Raw genomic sequence first — 17,941 nt, 5'->3', positions numbered from 1 at the left:
CCGAATGCTATGCGATAGTAACAACCTCGTACTTCTCCGCCAGTTCCATGAAATGCCCCATACTCGACACTTCTCCGGCTACTAACTGTTCGCGGATTTGATAATAATCGACACAGGTACCACAGGCAAGAACAGGTACGCCCTTATCTTGAAGCTCCTTTAAATGGAGGGATGCAAATGACTGCTCCGTTAAAGCCAGTACCCCACGGTTCACACAAAATACTGCTACAGGCAAGGGCTGACGCTGCTTAAGCAGATTTACGAATGTCTCCAACAGCTGCGCCCCTAGCTCTGTATCACCGTTCCCCAAACTGTCTGTAGTCAGAAAAATAACCTTCTTGTCCATTCTTTTCATCCTTTCATGAATAAGCCATCTGTTAGATAATTGTACTATATCTATGAAGCCTCAGTCGGTGCGGATTTATACTCGGCTTATGTATTTCATGAATCTGCAGCAACCAGTTCCAAGCTATAAACTGTTGATCCGGGCCTGTCTGTAGCTTGCCACCCGCTCAAGCGGATGGTATATTACGTCCATATTAGTAGAGAGATACTTCAGAGGATAGGAGACAACGAATTGATGAATTATAGAATTGCCTTTTTTGATATTGACGGTACGCTCGTGAATGATGAGAAGAAGATTCCGCTGGACACCATCGAAGCGGTCGCCGAGACGAAGCGGCGCGGGGTCGAGCCCGTTATCGCTACAGGGCGGGCACCGTATTTCTTTGAGAAGCTGGCCCAGCAGCTGGGAATCGAATCCTATGTAAGTCTGAACGGGGGTTATGTCGTATATAAAGGCAAAACGATCTACCAGCATCCGATACCGCGGACTGATGTGGAAGCATTGGTCAGACTGTCGACGGAGCACCGTCATTCGCTGGTGTTTGAGGGAAGTGCGGAATTCTATGCCAATAATGAGATTGACCCTTCTGTTCAAAATGCCGTTCTATCCCTGAAGGTCGATCTACCTGGCTATGATCCCGACTTCTGGACCAAGGCGGATATCTATCAAGTCTTTCTGCACTGTGAAGAACAGGATGAACCTATATATCAGAAGCAAATTCCAGGGCTGCGTTACATTCGTTGGCATAAAACGGCGATGGACGTACTGCCAGCTGACTCTTCCAAAGCGGAGGGGGTCAAGGCCATGCTCCGTCTTCTGGAGCTGGAGCCAGAGCAGGCGATCGCCTTCGGTGACGGCCTGAACGACAAGGAAATGCTGTCCACCGTAGGCCTTGGCATCGCTATGGGCAATTCCCATGAGGACCTGCTCCCCTATGCCAACTATGTAACCAGCCACGTCGACCAGGGCGGCATCCTCCACGGCCTGAAATATGCACAGATCCTGTAGGCGGATTTCTTAAGCGGTTAGTGAGGCCACAGGTGCGGGCGCTGTTTAAAGGCCAAGCACGCTGTGCATGCTGTACCAGTTGGTCGCTCAGTGGGGGCGAGATGGTGTGGTGTGCTGGGTGCTGGAGGTCGTGTTGGATTCGAGCAAGGCGCTGTGGATGGTAGTGGCGGGTATTGAACATTGCAGGATGCTGTGGTGCGAGGAGCCTCGTTGAATGCTAATTCCGGGTATTGGCTAGGGAAGGTTAGTAACTTGGGCTGAGCTGGTGCTGCGGGGCGGTTTGTTCGCTTGGTGCTGGGCGTTTGGGGCTTAGGTCAGGACGTTCAGACGGGATATTGGTGCGGGGTGCTGGACGTTTAGAAAAAGCCTGCGAAAATGCAGGAATTTCGCCTAATTTTCCCCTTTTTGAGTAAATACCTGCGAAAATGCAGGAATTTCAGCCATTTTACTTCTATTATCGCTTTTTAAAGTGAAAAGCCTGCATTTTTGCAGGCTTTGTTCTCGTTGAGGGGTATCACAGCAAAAAAAGATGCATTTTTGCAGGTTTGAAGCTCTATAAAGTCCAAAATGTCCTAAAAGGCTCCTAAAAGGTCGAGCCTCAAGGAAAGGGACAAAGTTCTGCCCCCTACTACGTACTCTAATCCCAATTACTTGCTCACCCGAACCGTAATCACCTCGCTGGAAGTTACACCCGCGGCGTTGATCAATTCGGCGCGGTATTCGTAGGTGCCGACGGCGCGGTTGGACAGGTAGGTTACAGCGCGTTGTGCAGAGGGGGTGTTGATGGATAGATTCTGCGTATCTATCAATACGCTGTTCTCATATAGCCGATACTCCGCAGCATTCGTTCCCCACCACATGTTCATGGAGACATTATAGTTTCCATCGCCGTCCCAGTTATCCTGCGAGAGGACCGGCTTGCCTGGAGAGGCATCAGTCACAACGACGACTAACTCCTGGGACTTGGTCGAGCCTTGCGAGTTGATCAGCTCCCCGGTATAGACATAGGTACCATTCGCTCTACCAGCTATATCCACGCTTGCGAATTGGGCAGTCGGGGATGCATCTGATAAGGCAATATTATGGATCAGTTCACCATTCTCATATAGCTTGAACTCTGTACCATTATTGCCCCACCACATATTCATTTGAATCTTGAAATTTCCTTCCCGAAGCCCGTTAGCATGTCCACTCGTGCTGGACAGTACAGGCTTTCCTGGAGCTCCCTTCGGCTGTGGCTTGTCCCCGTCCGCGCTCACACGAAAAACAACGCTATCCTGAGCAATATTTCCTGCCAAATCCTCCACCGCATACTTCACCGTGTGCTCGCCCAGACCAAGATCCTTCGCGGCAACAGCCTGTCCGCTTGCCACTTCTTGCCCATCAATCCACAGCTTCTCCGCAGCTACGCCAGACCCCGCATCCGAGCTGCTCAGTTCAAACTTCAAAATATCCTGCTCCCGCACATCACCAACCACTTGGCCCGATTGGGTCAACGTAACGGCTGGCGCGGTCAGATCCAGCTTGACCTCGATAGACTTCGCCTCTTCCACATAACCTGCCGCACTCACAGAGAAATATCGAACCGTATGAGCGCCCTCAGAGTCAATCACTACAGGCTCGGTATAAACCGTCTCTGGCCCGCCATTTACCGCATACTTCGTCGTCGTACCCCCCGTACTACCAGTCGTACCTCCATTGCCGCTACCGCCACTCTCTTGCCCCTCCACGCTCAGCGTAAGCTTAACCCCGTGCTTAAACCAACCGTTACCGTTAGGCACCTCAGAGAGCATCGCCGTGGTCACCGGCGCAACAGCAGCTGGGGAGAGCGAAATATCGCTCAACCCCCGCGGCTTCAACTGATAGACGCCTTTGAAAATGGCGGAGATCCCCCGCAAATCAACAACCTGACCTTCCTCATAAGGAAAATCGGCAAGCTGCAGCCCTGTTCTGGCATCCACACGCACATGATTGCTGATCCCATCACGAACTACATCAAACTCAAACGAACCTGTCGGAGCCGCCGCGATGATATTCTGAATCTTCGCCTGTCTCAGCTCGACCAGTTGGCCTTGATTATCTGCATTCACCGAAACTACTTGCTTCGATGCAGGCAGCTCAGCCGTTCCAACCTTCTCGATCGCGAGCGGATCGGCGAGCTCAAGCTCCGTATTGTAAAGAGTGAGCGGAGCAGTAATCTTAACTATATCGCCTTGATGGAAACCGCCCGTACTCTGATACACATAAATACCGCCCGTCTCATCCTGCATATAAAAAGCTTGCCCGCCGAACGAGCCCGGTTCGGTCGTAATCGTGCCCTGCAGCGTAACTACGCTTCCCTCCGGCTTGCCCCTTCCCTCTGCAATCGTGCTCAGAGCAGGAAGCGGAGTGGAGCCGCCTTCTTCTGGAAGCGGTTCGGCAGGCACATTAGCTAGTGTCACAGATGTAGTCAACAGATTATTGCCATTCTGTCTTAATCTGAGATTCGCGGCTCCCGCTGTACCTGGCTTGATTCTAACAGTCAGATCTTTATAGGCGCGGCCCTGGCTGTTGGAGGTGACGCTGAAGGTTTGGCTGTATCCGTAAGCCGAAGGCCAGCTGCCGTCTGCATTCTGAACCTTGGCGACCTGCGTGCCGCCAGTCAGATAGATTCCCAGGCCCAGACCGGATACCGTAGAGTTGGCTGGGAGTTGATCCACCACAACACGGATTTGAAAATCCTGGGCATTAGGGAGAAGCGCTTGATGCACGAAGGAATAAGCGGCATTCGCGCTCGCTGCCGGCCCACCATAGGAGCCTGCCTTGAAGGTCGAGGAATCCCACCACTTGTATCCTGCAGCTGGAGCCGACCATGGCTCAGCCTGAGGCTCAGTGGAGGCGGCAGGCGCCTCGAATGGCAGCAGCTCAGTCGCCGCATCAAGCTGCAAGCCGCTCACCTGATTCAGACCCGTATAATTCTCCTGCTCCGATAGCCAATCTACCAGATTCACGAGCAGCTTCGCATCATCCTGCTCCTTGAACCCGTCATAGGTGGTCTTCTTGGTTCCCGTCTCTTCGCGCAGATATTTCGGCGAAGCATCCTCTACCGGAGAGGAATCCCCGATGAATGCTGCCTTACCCAGACCGACCTTGGAGACGGCGACATAGGGGCCTTCCGCCTTCCCGCCGCCATTATAGACGCCTTGATCCACCGCATTAGGCCAAGCTGCATTGGTCTGCGGAAGATACACGATCCCTTTCGCTCTATTCGGATCTGTAATCGCCAGCGTGGAACCGGCATGCATCGCTACCTTGGACACCCCTTGCGTAATCCCGAAGGCCTGATTCGGGGCTACGATATCATTAGCGTTGATATCACCCAAGGCATTATAACGGAACCGAACACCGAAATTATCAGCGAGCCAATCGGAGCTGACAACTCCTTGCATGGCCGCTGCATTTTTCTCCTCCGTGCTCATTCCCTTCTTGGGGTCTTCCCACGCTCCCCGGCGATATCCGTTAATCGCTTCAGAACCGTCCCAACGATTCTTGTTGCGATCCGCGTTGTAATGATCCCCGATGAAGAAGATGCTGCCACCCTCTTCTACGTATTGCTCCATCGCCTGCTGCTCGCTTTGCTTAAAAGGAATATTAGGCTCAGCAATGACGAATACTTCATAATCCTTCAGATCATTGTAAGTAAATGATGTAGGCTTGCGAAGCTCCTTCACATCATACCCATTGTTGGCTAACGCATTGCCGAAGTCCGAGAAGCCCCCGTCGATCACCCAATCGGCGGCTCCCGCTGTCTGCCCATGCGTATTGTCGAAGAGCACTTTTTTCCCAGCGTTCTCATTAACGACCTTCGCGGCAATAAATGGCGCGGGATCATTCGGGCCTTCCGCATGAGCAGACGGGGCCTCCTGGCCCAACCCGAGTTGAAGCGATAATGCTAATGACAGTGCGATACCTGATTTTAACCATTTGGATATGACTCTAGACCATTTGTTCATCATTACCCTCCCCGATTGATAAATACTAGTACAACATCTTCATTCTTACATCGGATTATTATTGGAGGACTAAATGATGTTCAGGTTTATGTAAATTCAGAGCTTTCGCGGAAAAATTATACAGACGTTAAATGCTCGCGAAGGAAATCAAGCTCCTGGGCCAAGACCTGCCGGACACTCTCCTTCCCCTTCTGTTGATCAAACAAATGATCTTCACCAGGCAAAGTAACGAGCGTGTGAGCAACTCCGGCACGGTGCAAACGTTCCGCCATGAGCAGGGATTCTGTACACGGCACATCCTGATCCTGCTCACCATGCAGTAGCATAACCGGCGGGAAAGCGGACGTTACGGACTCCACAGGACAGAGCAGTTCCAGCTCCGCGCGATCCCGCTCAGAATCAAGCCCGGTGACTGCCTGAACCCAGCTCCCTTGTTGACGATGATATAGGTAAAGGCCGTATCTGCGTTGAACAGAAGCTTCCGTTAGTATGCGGTCTGTGATCAAATGATCCGCCAGCTTCCGGGGTACGATCGGCTTCTCCAGATAGTATGGACTCGGCTGGGTAGACCAGTCGGCCCGCAGATCCCCATATCCGTAAAAAGACACGACCGCCTTCAGCTTCGGCTCTCTCGCCCCGGCGAGCAGCGCAAGATACCCTCCTGCCGAATGGCCAACCACAGCGATGGCAGGCACCTCAATCCCCAGCACATCAGTCGCTTCATTCTGCAGCCAATGGATGGCATCGAGAATATCCTCAGCGATCGCTGCAAGCTTCGTCTCCGGAGCTAACCGATAATCGATCGAGAACACATGGAATCCGGCCTGGTTGTAGCGCTCGGCCTCCTCCTTGGCAATCTCCTGTCTCGACCCCCATATGAAGCCTCCCCCATGAATATAGACGACTACAGGCGAATTCACTTGACCGGTACTATAGAAGTCCCCAAGCAGCTCGACTCCGCCAATCTTTTTATAGCAGATTGTTCTCATCTTTTATCCCCTTTCTCGTTCATATTGTCAGTCCTAACCGTCAATGCTATCTAATATATTCCAAACTGCCCGGACATCTCCCGGCTGCGTATGCTTATCGTACTGTCTTTGGAAGCCAGGTTCAACAATCCGTGCATGGTGCAGGAGATCGAAAAGTTTTTGTCGAAAAAAGGAGAACAGAACAATGATCTACCATCCCCGATCAAATCCCCGTCTGCTCTTTAGATGGGGATTATCGCTTCAAAGGAGACTAGATAATGGAGTTTAGAGTAGAACATGTGTTGAGAATGAAAAGGCTGAGGAACGCCGAGGTCCTGGGAGGCAAAGCCGGACTATGCAACGTCATTAAAGGAATCACGATCATGGAGGCTCCCGATATCGCGGATTGGCTGAAGGGCGGCGAGATGCTGCTGACGAGCCTGTACCCGATTCTCAATTATTCGGAGGAAGAGCAGCGGATATTTATACTTCGGCTGGCTGAAAGAGGGGTCAGCGCTCTGATGATCAAGAATCACCGTTTTGTCAAAGAAATCCCTGATGCCATCATAGAGACCGGCGAGCGGGCTGGGCTGCCCATCATTCAGATTCCTCAGGATATCCCGTATGTCGATGTGCTCTATCCCGTGATGGAGGAGCTGTTCAATAACCAGGTGATGAAGCTTAAATATTTTAAAGAGGTCCATGACCGCTTCACTGCGCTCTCCCTGACAGATGCAGGCCTGGATTCCATTATCGATACTCTGGAGGAACTGATCGGCAACCCCGTATCCCTCTATGACCGAAATTTCGCCTGTATGATCCCTGACTCCCTATCCGCAATCCCCTTGGAGCAGCAGGAGCTGGACATTGAGCTTGAGAAAATATTCGAGACAAAATTCCCGTATTTTTGGAGAAAAGCGCAAGTATCCGAACCCACCGTGAAAAATGTCGATCAAGTCGTCGTCCCGATTCGAACGGTTAATCATATTAAAGTGTATCTAATTATCACCGAGGCCACCAGGCCACTGGAGGAGCTCGATTTCATTGCGATAGAGAATGCCGCTACAGCGCTGTCCCTGGAGCTGGTCAAGCAGTTCGCCGTGGCGGAGGTGGAGCGAGAGTTCAAGAACGACATCATTGACGATCTGCTGGCGGGCAGACCCCAGGTGCTGGAGACGATCTACCAGCGGGCCAATCTGATCGGCTGGGAACTGGAGCGTTCGTATGCCGTATTGTTATTCCATGTCCAGGAAGAGTTCTCCTCGCTTAGTGAAAATGAAATGAATAAACCGCAAAATATGCGAAAATTACAAAGTGACACCTTCACTTATTTGCATGAGGCGATCCATTCCAGCTTCAAAAACGGCATCATGCGCAGCCGTAGCGATATGATCATTCTGCTCCTGCCCGTCAAGCAGCAAGGAGTTAAGAGCAAGGACTGGCTGTCAGCCGTCAAGAAAAAAGCCCGTGAAATTCAGAAAGATATCCGCGAAAAGACCCAGGATATCGTAGTCCAGATCGGCATCGGAGGGATAGCGGAAACGGCGATGGAGGTGTCGAAGAGCTATCAGGAAGCCCAAGATGCCTTAGAGCTCGGCGGTGTACTACATGGCAGTGAATCGATCACCGCCTTCTCGGAGCTCGGCCTATTCCGGCTGTTGTGTCAGTTTCCAGAGCAGGAGGCGCTCACCTCCTTCATCCCTGCTCCGCTATGCAGACTGGTTGAGAGCAAGAACGCCATTAAGAATGATCTGCTCCACACGCTCGATATATTCCTGCAGCATAATCAAAATGCAGCCAAAGCCGCCCAGGACCTGTTCGTCCATTATAAAACCGTGATGTACCGGCTGGAACGAATCAAGGAGATCACGGATATGGATTTTGAGGATTCGGAGGAAATGCTCGAGGTTCGCGTTGGGATTAAGATTCTAAATTTGTTAAAAAAAGAAATAGCAAGATGATTTTTCAAACAGCATAGCTCTGTTTTTACCCAAAGTGGATAAAACGTCCGGCGGACTTTTATCCACTTCTGTTAATGATCACATTTTAGTAAACGCTTACAATTTAAGTGTAAGAAGGTTAACCATTTCTTAGCTTCATCTTCATCATCATAGAAAGGAACGATGAGCATGCAAGAATTAAGTCACGATATCATGCAGCTATTAGAATGGCTCGGATATTTCGGGGATGACCCTGAGGGGGGAATTACCCGTCTACTCTACTCTAAAGAATGGCTGGAGGCTCAGAAGGCTCTGGAAGGCTGGATGAAACAAGAAGGCTTCGACGTGTATTTCGATGAAATCGGAAATCTGTTCGGAGGCCTGCAGGGCACGAAATATCAAGACGAGACTATCCTGACCGGTTCGCATGTGGATACAGTCCGCAATGGCGGGTTATACGACGGACAATACGGTATTGTCGCTGGTCTGCTCGCTGTGAAGTATTTGAAGGAAACCTACGGGCAGCCGCTACGCAATCTACAGGTCGTATCGATGGCGGAGGAGGAAGGAAGCCGATTCCCATATGCCTTCTGGGGCTCTAAAAATATAGTCGGTACAGCAAAACGCGAAGAGGTGCAGAATATTGCCGATTTTGACGGCATCGCCTTCGTGGATGCGATGAGAGAATGCGGCTTTAGGTTCCGCGATGAGTCCGCGGAGATTCGCCGGGATCTGAAAGCGTTCGTTGAGATTCATATCGAACAAGGCAGCGTGCTTGAGAAGGAAGGCCAATCGGTCGGTGTCGTGCACAGCATCGTGGGGCAGCGCCGATTCACCATCGAAGTGAACGGAGAAGCGAACCATGCCGGGACAACACCGATGGGCTACCGCAAGGATGCCGTTCAGGCCGCCAGCGCCATGATCTGCGATATCATCAACCGGGCGAAGCAGCATGGAGATCCGTTAGTTGCCACGGTAGGCAAGATCGAAGTGAAGCCCAATGTAGTTAATGTCGTCCCAGGCCACGCCTTATTCACCCTGGATGTCCGTCATACCGAGAAGAGCGAGATTATTCAATTCACCGAGGAGATCACAGCTTCCCTGAAAAGGATCGCGGAGGACATGGGCGTTGAGCTAAATATCGATATGTGGATGGATGCCGATCCGGTCCCTATGGACGGACGCATCGTCGAAGTGATTGAACGCCAATGCAAAGAGAAGGGCCTGAACTACAGGCTGATGCATAGCGGGGCAGGACATGACTCGCAGATTCTGGCCGAACTGACGCCAACAGCTATGATTTTTGTACCGAGCAGAGATGGCATCAGCCATAATCCGGCGGAATATACCGAGCCCCATGATCTGGCTGAAGGAGTTAAGGCTCTGATCGGAACCCTGTACAAACTGGCATACCAAGAGTAAACAGTATTCAGCTTAACTGCATCCCGAAACCCCTCATGATTAAGGAGGAAATAAAGAGATGAACAAACAAGCTTCGACAGCTAAGCAAGGCGGAATGGAATATTGGAAGAAGATCGTGATTCTATTCTGTCTTGGCTGGACTGTTATCTGGATTTACAGAACAGTGCTGAATCCGATCCTGCCTGAAATCAAAATCCAACTCGGAATCGAATCCGATGCCAGCATGGGCCTGATCTCTAGTCTGTTCTTCCTGGCATACACCTCTATGCAGATTCCTTCCGGCTTCCTGGCAGATAAACTAGGCAGGAAGATCATGCTCATCCCAGGCTTCTTAATCTTCGCCTTCGGTGCCTTTACCGTCGGTATCGCCCCTTCCCTGCTATTCCTGCTCGTGGGCAGCTTCCTGGCGGGACTTGGACAAGGTACCTATTATGGACCGGCCTACTCGATCTCCTCATCCTCTATCCCGGATGAGAAGCGAAGCTTCTCCACAGCCATTATCAATAGCGGCTCGGCTCTGGGGATGGCGATCGGCTATATCGGCTCCTCTTACCTGGTAAAAGGACAGGGCTGGGACTGGAGGCCGCTCCTCTTCATTACAACCGGTCTGATTATCGCCGTAACTCTCGCTTTTGCCAAGGTAATTAAGGAGAAGCCGATAAAATCCGCTGAAGCCAGCAAGGAGAAGAACGCGGAGGACAGGGCCTCTCTAAAGACACTGTTCGGAGATATTCGAATGATCTCGGCCTATGTCATATACTTCGCGATTTGTTACGGGTACTACATGATTGTGACCTGGCTGCCGAGCTACCTGCAAATGGAACGTGGATTCCAGGGAGCTGCCATCGGCTTCGCTTCAGCTCTGGTTGCCTTCGCTTCGGTTCCCGGCGCCCTGCTGTTCAGCAAGCTGTCCGACAAGTTCAAGAATCGGAAGATCAGGGTCGTCATTATCTTGCAAATCATCGCCGCCGTTACTCTGTATCTGACGGTCGCGATTCAAAGCAATGAACTGCTGATTCTGTTCCTGATTATGTACGGATTCTTCGGTAAATTAGCCGTTGACCCGATCATGATCTCCTACGTAGCTGACATCGCACCTAAGAAAGGATACAGCACCACCTTCGGCGTATTCAACTTCTTCGGCATGATGTCTTCAGTTATCGCTCCGTTCGTAACGGGACTGATCTCTGACGCTACGGGCAGCAAGATCCTTGGTTTCTACCTGGCGATCGGCATCATTTTAGTGGGAACCGCCTTCCTGTTCTTCGCCAATCTCGTTAAACGTCCTGCAGCACAGGGCAAGTAGTGATAAATATAGAAAATCAAAAAATCTAAGGAGAGAAATTCAATGGGATATCCTACGGATCTATTGTCTAGCCGCTCTATTATCAAACATGGGAAATACGCGCTAATCGCCCCGGAGGGGCTCGTTAATAACGTCGTTCCCGGCTTCGAGAACTGCTCTATATCGATACTGGCAACCCCTAAGCTGGGAGCCAGCTTCGTAGATTACATCGTTACGATGCACCAAGGAGGCATGAACAAGGATGGCTTCGGCGGCCAGGAGCATATCGAGACGTTCGTATATGTGCTTGAGGGCGAGATTAAGGCATCTGCCGACGATCAAGCTTACACGCTGAGCAGCGGCGGCTATCTCTACTGCCCTCCTGGTACGACGATGTACCTTGAAAATCTGAAGGATGGCGACAGCAAGTTGTTCCTCTACAAGCAGAAACATAAACCGTTAAAAGACCTGAAGCCATGGGTCGTCACCGGCAACTCGAACGATATTCCCGAAGAGGATTATGACGGGATGACCGATATGCGGATTCAGGATCTGCTGCCTAAAGAGCTTGCCTTCGATATGAACTTTCATATTCTGACCTTCGATCCCGGGGCCTGCCATCCTTTTATCGAGACTCATGTGCAGGAGCATGGAGCTTACCTGCTCTCCGGTGAAGGAATGTACAACCTGGACAATGAATGGATTCCGGTGAAGAAGGGCGACTATATCTTCATGGGCCCCTATGTACAGCAGGCTTGCTATGCTGTCGGCCGGGATAAGCTCGCTTATGTCTATTCCAAGGACTGTAACCGGGACGCTAATCTCTAAGACCGCATCTTAATGCAACGGTTAACCTAGTGTACAAACATAAATGAACAGAGGTGTTGGAGTTGCGAGTGAATAGAGCCAAGTTGAACGAACTGATTGCCGCTAAGTTGCATAAGGCAGGTCTATCTAAGGAGCATGCTGACGGCGTGGCGGACGTGTTGGTCCATGCCGATGTGAGAGGCATTCATTCCCACGGAGCTATGAGAGTGGAATATTACGCCGAGCGAATTGCCAAAGGCGGAATCAATACGGAGCCAGAATTCAAGTTTGAGAAAACCGGGCCATGTACAGCTGTCTTCGATGGAGATAACGGGGTTGGCCATGTCGCTGCCAAGCAGGCGATGGATGAAGCGATCAAGATGGCCGAGAGCAGCGGAATCGCCGCTGTCGGCGTGCGGAGAATCGGGCATAGCGGAGCATTATCCTACTTCGTACGGCAGGCGGCCAAAGCCGGAATGATCGGCATCTCCGTCTGCCAATCCGACCCGATGGTCGTTCCCTTCGGCGGCTCCGAGCCGTATTACGGAACGAACCCGATCGCCTTTGCCGCGCCAAGCCAGGACGACCGCATCATCACCTTGGACATGGCCACGACGGTACAGGCTTGGGGGAAGATCCTGCACGCCAGATCCAGGCATGAATCCATTCCGGAATCCTGGGCAGTGGATCGAGAGGGGCATCCGACGACAGATCCTTTCAAGGTGAACGCCCTGCTCCCTATCGCCGGACCGAAGGGGTACGGACTGATGATGATGGTGGATGTGCTCTCGGGCATACTGCTAGGCCTCCCATTCGGGAACAAAGTCTCTTCGATGTATCATGATTTGACCGAATACCGTAATCTTGGGCAGTTCCATCTGGTCATTAATCCGGCCTTCTTCACCGACCCGGGTGAATTTAAACAACGCATCTCACAGACCATGGATGAACTGAACCGAATCAAGCCGGCGCCCGGCATTGCGCAGGTGCTGTTCCCAGGGCAGAATAGCGATCATATTCAAGCCGAGTACGAGAAGAACGGCATCGAGATTGTCGATGAGATCTATGAATATCTGGTCTCGGATATTGTTCATAAGAACCAGTACGATAACAAAGATCCTTTTGCCAAGTAATGGACGGGCAAGCTGTAATTACGAACTAATTTACTGACGAAAAAAGAGGTGCTCATCTCCATGCTATATTCCATCATTCAAGAAAATTCCTATCAGGATTCGGTGAACCTCATGCTGCTGACGAACAAGATCTCCATGATGGATGGCGTTCATCAAGCCTCAATTATGATGGGAACGCCGGCGAACAAGGAAATCTTCCAGAATACCGGCATGTATACGGACGAACTGGACCAAGCTGGCCCTAACGATATGTGCATCGTGATCCGAACTGATCATGCCGAGAAAGTAACCGAGGTACTGGCTACGATTGAAGCTGAACTTAAAAACCAGGCCGTAAGCAGCAGTAAACAGGCCTTCGAATCCGTACGCACCTGGGATAAGGCGATGAAGACGCTGCCGAATGCCAATCTGGCGTTGATCTCTGTTCCAGGGCAATATGCGGCAGAAAAGGCCGAGAAGGCGCTTGATCATGGACTTCATGCTTTTATTTTTAGCGATAATGTTGACATTCACGATGAGCTGCGCCTGAAGCAAAAGGCCGCTGAGAAGGGTCTGCTGGTGATGGGCCCGGATTGCGGAACCGGGGTATTCTCCGGTATCCCGATCGCCTTCGCCAATGTCATCACAGAGGGCAATATCGGCGTCGTTGGCGCTTCCGGCACCGGGATTCAGGAGGTCACCAGCCTTATCGACCGCCTGGGCGGCGGAGTGAGTCACGCCATCGGGACTGGAGGACGCGATCTGTCCGATACGATCGGAGCGATCACGATGTTAAATGCGATACAAGGGCTGGAGAAGCATAAGGATACCGAAGTGATCGCTGTGATCTCCAAACCGCCCGCCAAGGAAGTGCGGAATCAGGTTGTGCAGCTGCTGCACCGTCTGTCGAAGCCGGTCGTTGCTATCTTCGTCGGGGAGGAGCCGCAGACTCACGAAGGCAGCGTATATTACGCCTCCACCTTGGAAGAGACCGCTATGATCGCTGTCGATCTGTCCAAAGGCCGAGCGATTCAGGCGAACTACAATAAGCTGAACGGAGAGGTGCCTAGCGCAGCGCTCAGACCAGAGCAAACGACGATCAAAGGGCTCTATTCGGGCGGTACCCTCGCTTATGAGGCTGCGGTTCTCATGTCGAAAGGCTTGGAGTTGGGGCAGCTCATTCATGAGGACGGTTACTTGCTTAAAGCCGGTGGACATGAAGTCATCGACTTGGGAGACGACAAATACACCCAGGGCAAGCCGCACCCGATGATCGACCCAGAGACGCGAGTCCATTATATCAAGCAGGCCGCGCAAGATGAGTCTACGGCGATTATCCTGCTGGATATTGTATTGGGATATGGCTCCCATGATGATATGGCCGGGGCTCTGCTGCCCGTCATTCAGAATACCCGGAGCGAAGCGGCAGCCAAGGGAAGGAATCTATACTTCGTGGCGGCGTTATGCGGCACGGCGAATGACCCGCAGAATTATGAGGAGCAGAAGGCCAAGCTGGAGCAGGCAGGCGTGATCGTCAAGGAGAGCAATAACCAGGCTGTACGCACCGCTTTGGCTATGATGGGTATTCAGCTCCAGGACAACGATAAGACCCACTCTGAAGTGAAGCAGACAATGCAGGGAGAGATTCAGGTCTCGGAGGCTATCGCCGAGCTGTTAAGCAGTAAACCACGAGTCATCAATATCGGCTTGAAGAAATTCACCCATACGATCAGCAGCTACGGGGGCAGCACGGTCCAGTATGACTGGCGTCCGATCGCCGGAGGCAATGAAAAAATGCGCAGAATACTGAGCCTGCTCAGCTAGAGATAATACACCTAATTTAGGAGGATGCAGCATGTACGGACCTTATACAACAATCGACGAAGCGAATCAGGCAGTCATTCAAAAAATCGTGGCCGGCGCCCCATTTCTGGTGGATGTCGTTCCTGCCAAGACGGTAGTGGAGGAGCTTAACGGACGGGTGCTTCTGCATGCGGGGCCGCCGATACAATTCGAGGACATGACCGGCCCTATGCAGGGCGCTTGTGTCGGAGCCTGCCTGTTCGAAGGATGGGCGGAGGATGAACAGCAGGCCATGACCCTGTTGAAGCAAGGGGAGATCACCTTCATCCCTTGCCACCATGTGCAGGCGGTAGGGCCGATGGGAGGCATTACCTCCGCTAATATGCCGGTCGTCGTGGTAGAGAACCGGACCGACGGCAACCGGGCCTATTGCACGATGAATGAGGGGATCGGCAAGGTATTGCGCTTCGGAGCTTATTCTGATGAGGTCATCCTGCGTCTTAAATGGATGCGGGATGTACTCGGCCCTACTCTGTCCAGAGCGCTATCTCTTACCGAGAATGGACTGAACATCAACGTGATGATCGCGAAGGCGATCACGATGGGGGATGAATTCCACCAACGGAATATCGCGGCCTCCCTCGTATTCTTGAAGGAGATCACACCTTACATTCTGCGGACGGATCTGAGCGAAGAACATAAATCCGCGGTAGTAGAATTCCTGGCTGATACTGACCAGTTCTTCTTGAATATTGCTATGGCGACTTCCAAGGCGGTGCTCGACGCGGCCAGAACGATCGAACATGGCACCGTCGTTACAGCCATGTCCAGAAATGGTCAAAACTTCGGAATCCGTATCAGCGGCATGGGCGACGAGTGGTTCACTGCGCCGGTGAATACTCCGCAAGGCTTGTTCTTCACCGGGTACTCACAGGACATGGCCAACCCGGATATCGGGGATAGCGCCATTACTGAAGCCTTTGGCGTAGGCGGCATGGCCATGGTGGCTGCGCCTGGTGTAACCCGGTTCGTAGGCGCAGGGGGATTCGATGATGCGCTGGCGACCAGTAATGAAATGACGGAAATCTGTATCGATCACAACCCTAACTTCACGATCCCGACCTGGAATTTCCAAGGAACCTGCCTGGGTATCGATGCCCGGAAGGTCGTTGAAACAGGCATTACTCCAGTAATTAATACAGGGATCGCTCACAAGGAACCGGGCGTTGGTCAGATCGGCGCAGGTACGGTTCGCGCACCTCTGGCCTGCTTCGAGAAAGCGCTTGAGGCCTATGCGCTGAAGCTGGGACTGATCTGAATCAATAATGAAGGACAAGGGGAGAACGGCATGACATACCTCATCCAGACGAGCGAAGCCCATAGCGCTTCTATACACCCTCTTCTCCATGCTGATGAAATAGGCTATGTGCACAGCATTTTTCAGAATGGGTGGAATATAAGGATGGGAGACGGACTTATCTTCATCGGCGGTATGAAGAACGGGCAGCTTCCGTTCGGCATCCATCTCGATGATGAACAGGTACCGCAGCTCATCGCACTACTTCATCAAGGGGATGCCGTGCTGTATGACCGCGTCATGTCGTCCCTCTTCTTCTCCTCATTCTGTATTAAATTAGATCGCCCGCGTGCATATGATTCTACTATAGGATTGGCGGAGGTCCAGCCTGAAGCCTTGCTATCGAGCTTGGGTGTATTCGCCTCCGAAATAGGCGCATATCGCCGGCCTACAGGCACGGGGATTCAAGTGGAGCATTTTACCGAATGCATTCTTGTTAGATCCTATGCCTCCTGTTCAGATCATGAGCACAAGGCGATACAGCTTATGAATTCAGTTCAAATGCAGAGCCTATCCCTCATCGATGAAACTCTCAGATACTGGATGGGCAGAGGCAACGGTCTGACCCCCTCCGGGGATGACATGCTGACGGGAATACTGGCAGGGGATGCCATTACAGGTATCTGTTCGGACCGGTTCCGACAGCATTTATCGGAGCTAATCGAGCTAGAAGCTTTAACGACGGATATCAGCCGGGAATATCTGCGCTATGCGCTAAAGGGACAATTCAGTTCCGTAGTATCGAATGTCTTGCATGCCCTTGCTCTAGGGGACACCGGCAACCTGATGAAGCGGACCAGAGAATTATTGTCCGTGGGACATAGCTCCGGTCTGGATACCGCATTTGGGATACTGCTCGGGATGCTAACAATAGGGAGGAATCCAATTTGGCACAAAAAGTCGTGATAGCCCTTGGCGGCAACGCCATTCTACAGCCGAAGCAACAGGCTACCTATGAGAATCAAGTAGACAACGTCCGGAAATGCTGCGAGGTGATCGCCCGCATTGTGCGGCAGGGCTATGAAGTCATCATCACCCATGGAAATGGCCCGCAGGTGGGGAATATATTGCGTCAGCAAGACGAAGCCAAGGAAGTGGTTCCGCCGTTTCCGCTGGATGTATGCAGCGCAGAATCCCAAGGCTTCATCGGATATATGATGAATCAATGCTTGAAGAACGAGCTACAGAAGCTCGGATTAAGCAATCATGTAACGAGTATGCTGACGCTCACGGAGGTGTCGAAGGAAGACCCGGCCTTTCTGGACCCGGCGAAGCCGATCGGCGTCTTCTATTCGGAGGAAGAAGCTAGACAGCTCGCGGAAGAAAAGGGCTGGATCGTTAAGGAGGATGCGGGCCGAGGCTGGCGCCGTGTCGTTCCCTCTCCGATGCCGATATCCATTATCGGCGCCCATTTCATCCGGTCGCTGACGGATCAGGGAGCGATTGTGATCGCCGCAGGTGGCGGTGGAATTCCGGTATACCGTCAGGCTGATGGAACCTTGATCGGTGTAGAAGCGGTAATTGACAAGGATCGCAGTGGATACCAGTTGGCCCAGGATGTGGACGCGGATATATTCATGATCCTGACGGATGTGGAAAATGTGTATGTGAATTATGGAACACCGCAGCAAAAGTCGCTGGGAACGATATCCCTGGAGGAAGCCCAGCAGTATGCGGATGAAGGCCAGTTCAGTGCCGGAAGCATGGGGCCTAAAATGGAGGCTGCGATCGGCTTTGCTGAAAGAGGCGGGATGTCCGTCATCTGCTCGCTGGATCAGGCTGATCTGGCCCTGGAGGGTAAATCGGGCACCCGGATCATCAGGGAAAACGATTATTATAAGTGTGCGTCGCAATCGGGCTAGGTGTAAGTGTAACAACGAAAACTGCAGATATGCAGGTTT

Annotated in this window: 13 protein-coding genes; 10 read left to right on the top strand and 3 right to left on the bottom strand. The window is 51.9% G+C overall.

What is annotated here, in order from left to right; translation table 11 throughout:
* Positions 1 to 7: 7 nt before the first annotated feature.
* Complete coding sequence (locus BFJ94_RS21350; protein ID WP_120464440.1) at positions 8 to 346, bottom strand: DsrE family protein; 339 nt, start codon at positions 344 to 346, stop codon at positions 8 to 10.
* Between the two features lie 234 nt (positions 347 to 580).
* Between BFJ94_RS21350 and BFJ94_RS21345 the strand changes: the two genes are divergently transcribed.
* Positions 581 to 1,354, top strand: a complete 774-nt coding sequence (locus BFJ94_RS21345) for a Cof-type HAD-IIB family hydrolase (RefSeq protein WP_120464439.1) — start codon at positions 581 to 583, stop codon at positions 1,352 to 1,354.
* A 647-nt stretch (positions 1,355 to 2,001) separates the two neighbouring features.
* Here BFJ94_RS21345 and BFJ94_RS21340 read toward each other — a convergent pair.
* Both BFJ94_RS21340 and BFJ94_RS21335 read right to left on the bottom strand, forming a co-directional pair.
* Positions 2,002 to 5,346 carry a chitinase N-terminal domain-containing protein gene (locus tag BFJ94_RS21340; protein ID WP_188831426.1) on the bottom strand — a complete coding sequence of 1,115 codons (3,345 nt, stop codon included), beginning with the start codon at positions 5,344 to 5,346 and terminating at the stop codon, positions 2,002 to 2,004.
* A 116-nt stretch (positions 5,347 to 5,462) separates the two neighbouring features.
* Positions 5,463 to 6,335, bottom strand: coding sequence for an alpha/beta hydrolase (locus BFJ94_RS21335; RefSeq protein WP_120464437.1), 873 nt, complete (start codon positions 6,333 to 6,335; stop codon positions 5,463 to 5,465).
* 257 nt (positions 6,336 to 6,592) lie between these two features.
* On the opposite strand from BFJ94_RS21335, the gene BFJ94_RS21330 reads away from it, so the two are divergent.
* The 9 genes from BFJ94_RS21330 to arcC all read left to right on the top strand — a co-directional run bounded on the left by BFJ94_RS21330 (position 6,593) and on the right by arcC (position 17,902).
* On the top strand, positions 6,593 to 8,275 hold the full coding sequence (locus BFJ94_RS21330) for a PucR family transcriptional regulator (RefSeq protein WP_229716959.1): 1,683 nt from the start codon (positions 6,593 to 6,595) through the stop codon (positions 8,273 to 8,275).
* A 168-nt stretch (positions 8,276 to 8,443) separates the two neighbouring features.
* Positions 8,444 to 9,676 (top strand): allantoate deiminase, encoded by a 1,233-nt coding sequence (allC, locus tag BFJ94_RS21325; protein ID WP_120464436.1) that lies wholly within the window; start codon positions 8,444 to 8,446, stop codon positions 9,674 to 9,676.
* A 58-nt stretch (positions 9,677 to 9,734) separates the two neighbouring features.
* Entirely contained in the window at positions 9,735 to 10,982 is a 1,248-nt protein-coding gene (locus tag BFJ94_RS21320) for an MFS transporter (RefSeq protein ID WP_120464435.1), read from the top strand.
* A gap of 42 nt (positions 10,983 to 11,024) precedes the next feature.
* A complete protein-coding gene (gene allE, locus BFJ94_RS21315) occupies positions 11,025 to 11,789 on the top strand; it encodes a (S)-ureidoglycine aminohydrolase (protein ID WP_120464434.1) in 765 nt (254 codons plus the stop codon).
* 62 nt (positions 11,790 to 11,851) lie between these two features.
* Positions 11,852 to 12,901 carry an ureidoglycolate dehydrogenase gene (gene allD / locus BFJ94_RS21310; protein ID WP_120464433.1) on the top strand — a complete coding sequence of 350 codons (1,050 nt, stop codon included), beginning with the start codon at positions 11,852 to 11,854 and terminating at the stop codon, positions 12,899 to 12,901.
* A 60-nt stretch (positions 12,902 to 12,961) separates the two neighbouring features.
* Positions 12,962 to 14,704, top strand: coding sequence for an acyl-CoA synthetase FdrA (gene fdrA, locus BFJ94_RS21305; protein WP_120464432.1), 1,743 nt, complete (start codon positions 12,962 to 12,964; stop codon positions 14,702 to 14,704).
* 31 nt (positions 14,705 to 14,735) lie between these two features.
* On the top strand, positions 14,736 to 16,001 hold the full coding sequence (locus BFJ94_RS21300; protein WP_120464431.1) for a YlbE family protein: 1,266 nt from the start codon (positions 14,736 to 14,738) through the stop codon (positions 15,999 to 16,001).
* A gap of 30 nt (positions 16,002 to 16,031) precedes the next feature.
* The gene (locus BFJ94_RS21295; protein WP_120464430.1) at positions 16,032 to 16,946 is read left to right on the top strand and encodes an oxamate carbamoyltransferase subunit AllH family protein; all 915 of its coding nucleotides are present in this window, start codon (positions 16,032 to 16,034) and stop codon (positions 16,944 to 16,946) included.
* Positions 16,928 to 17,902, top strand: a complete 975-nt coding sequence (arcC, locus tag BFJ94_RS21290) for a carbamate kinase (protein WP_120464429.1) — start codon at positions 16,928 to 16,930, stop codon at positions 17,900 to 17,902. The genes BFJ94_RS21295 and arcC overlap by 19 nt, the downstream gene beginning before the upstream one ends.
* Positions 17,903 to 17,941 lie beyond the last annotated feature (39 nt).

It is taken from the genome of Paenibacillus aceti (genome assembly GCF_003614185.1).
GTDB classification, from domain to species: Bacteria; Bacillota; Bacilli; order Paenibacillales; family Paenibacillaceae; genus Fontibacillus; species Fontibacillus aceti.
This window is presented reverse-complemented; position numbering and strand designations above follow the sequence as displayed.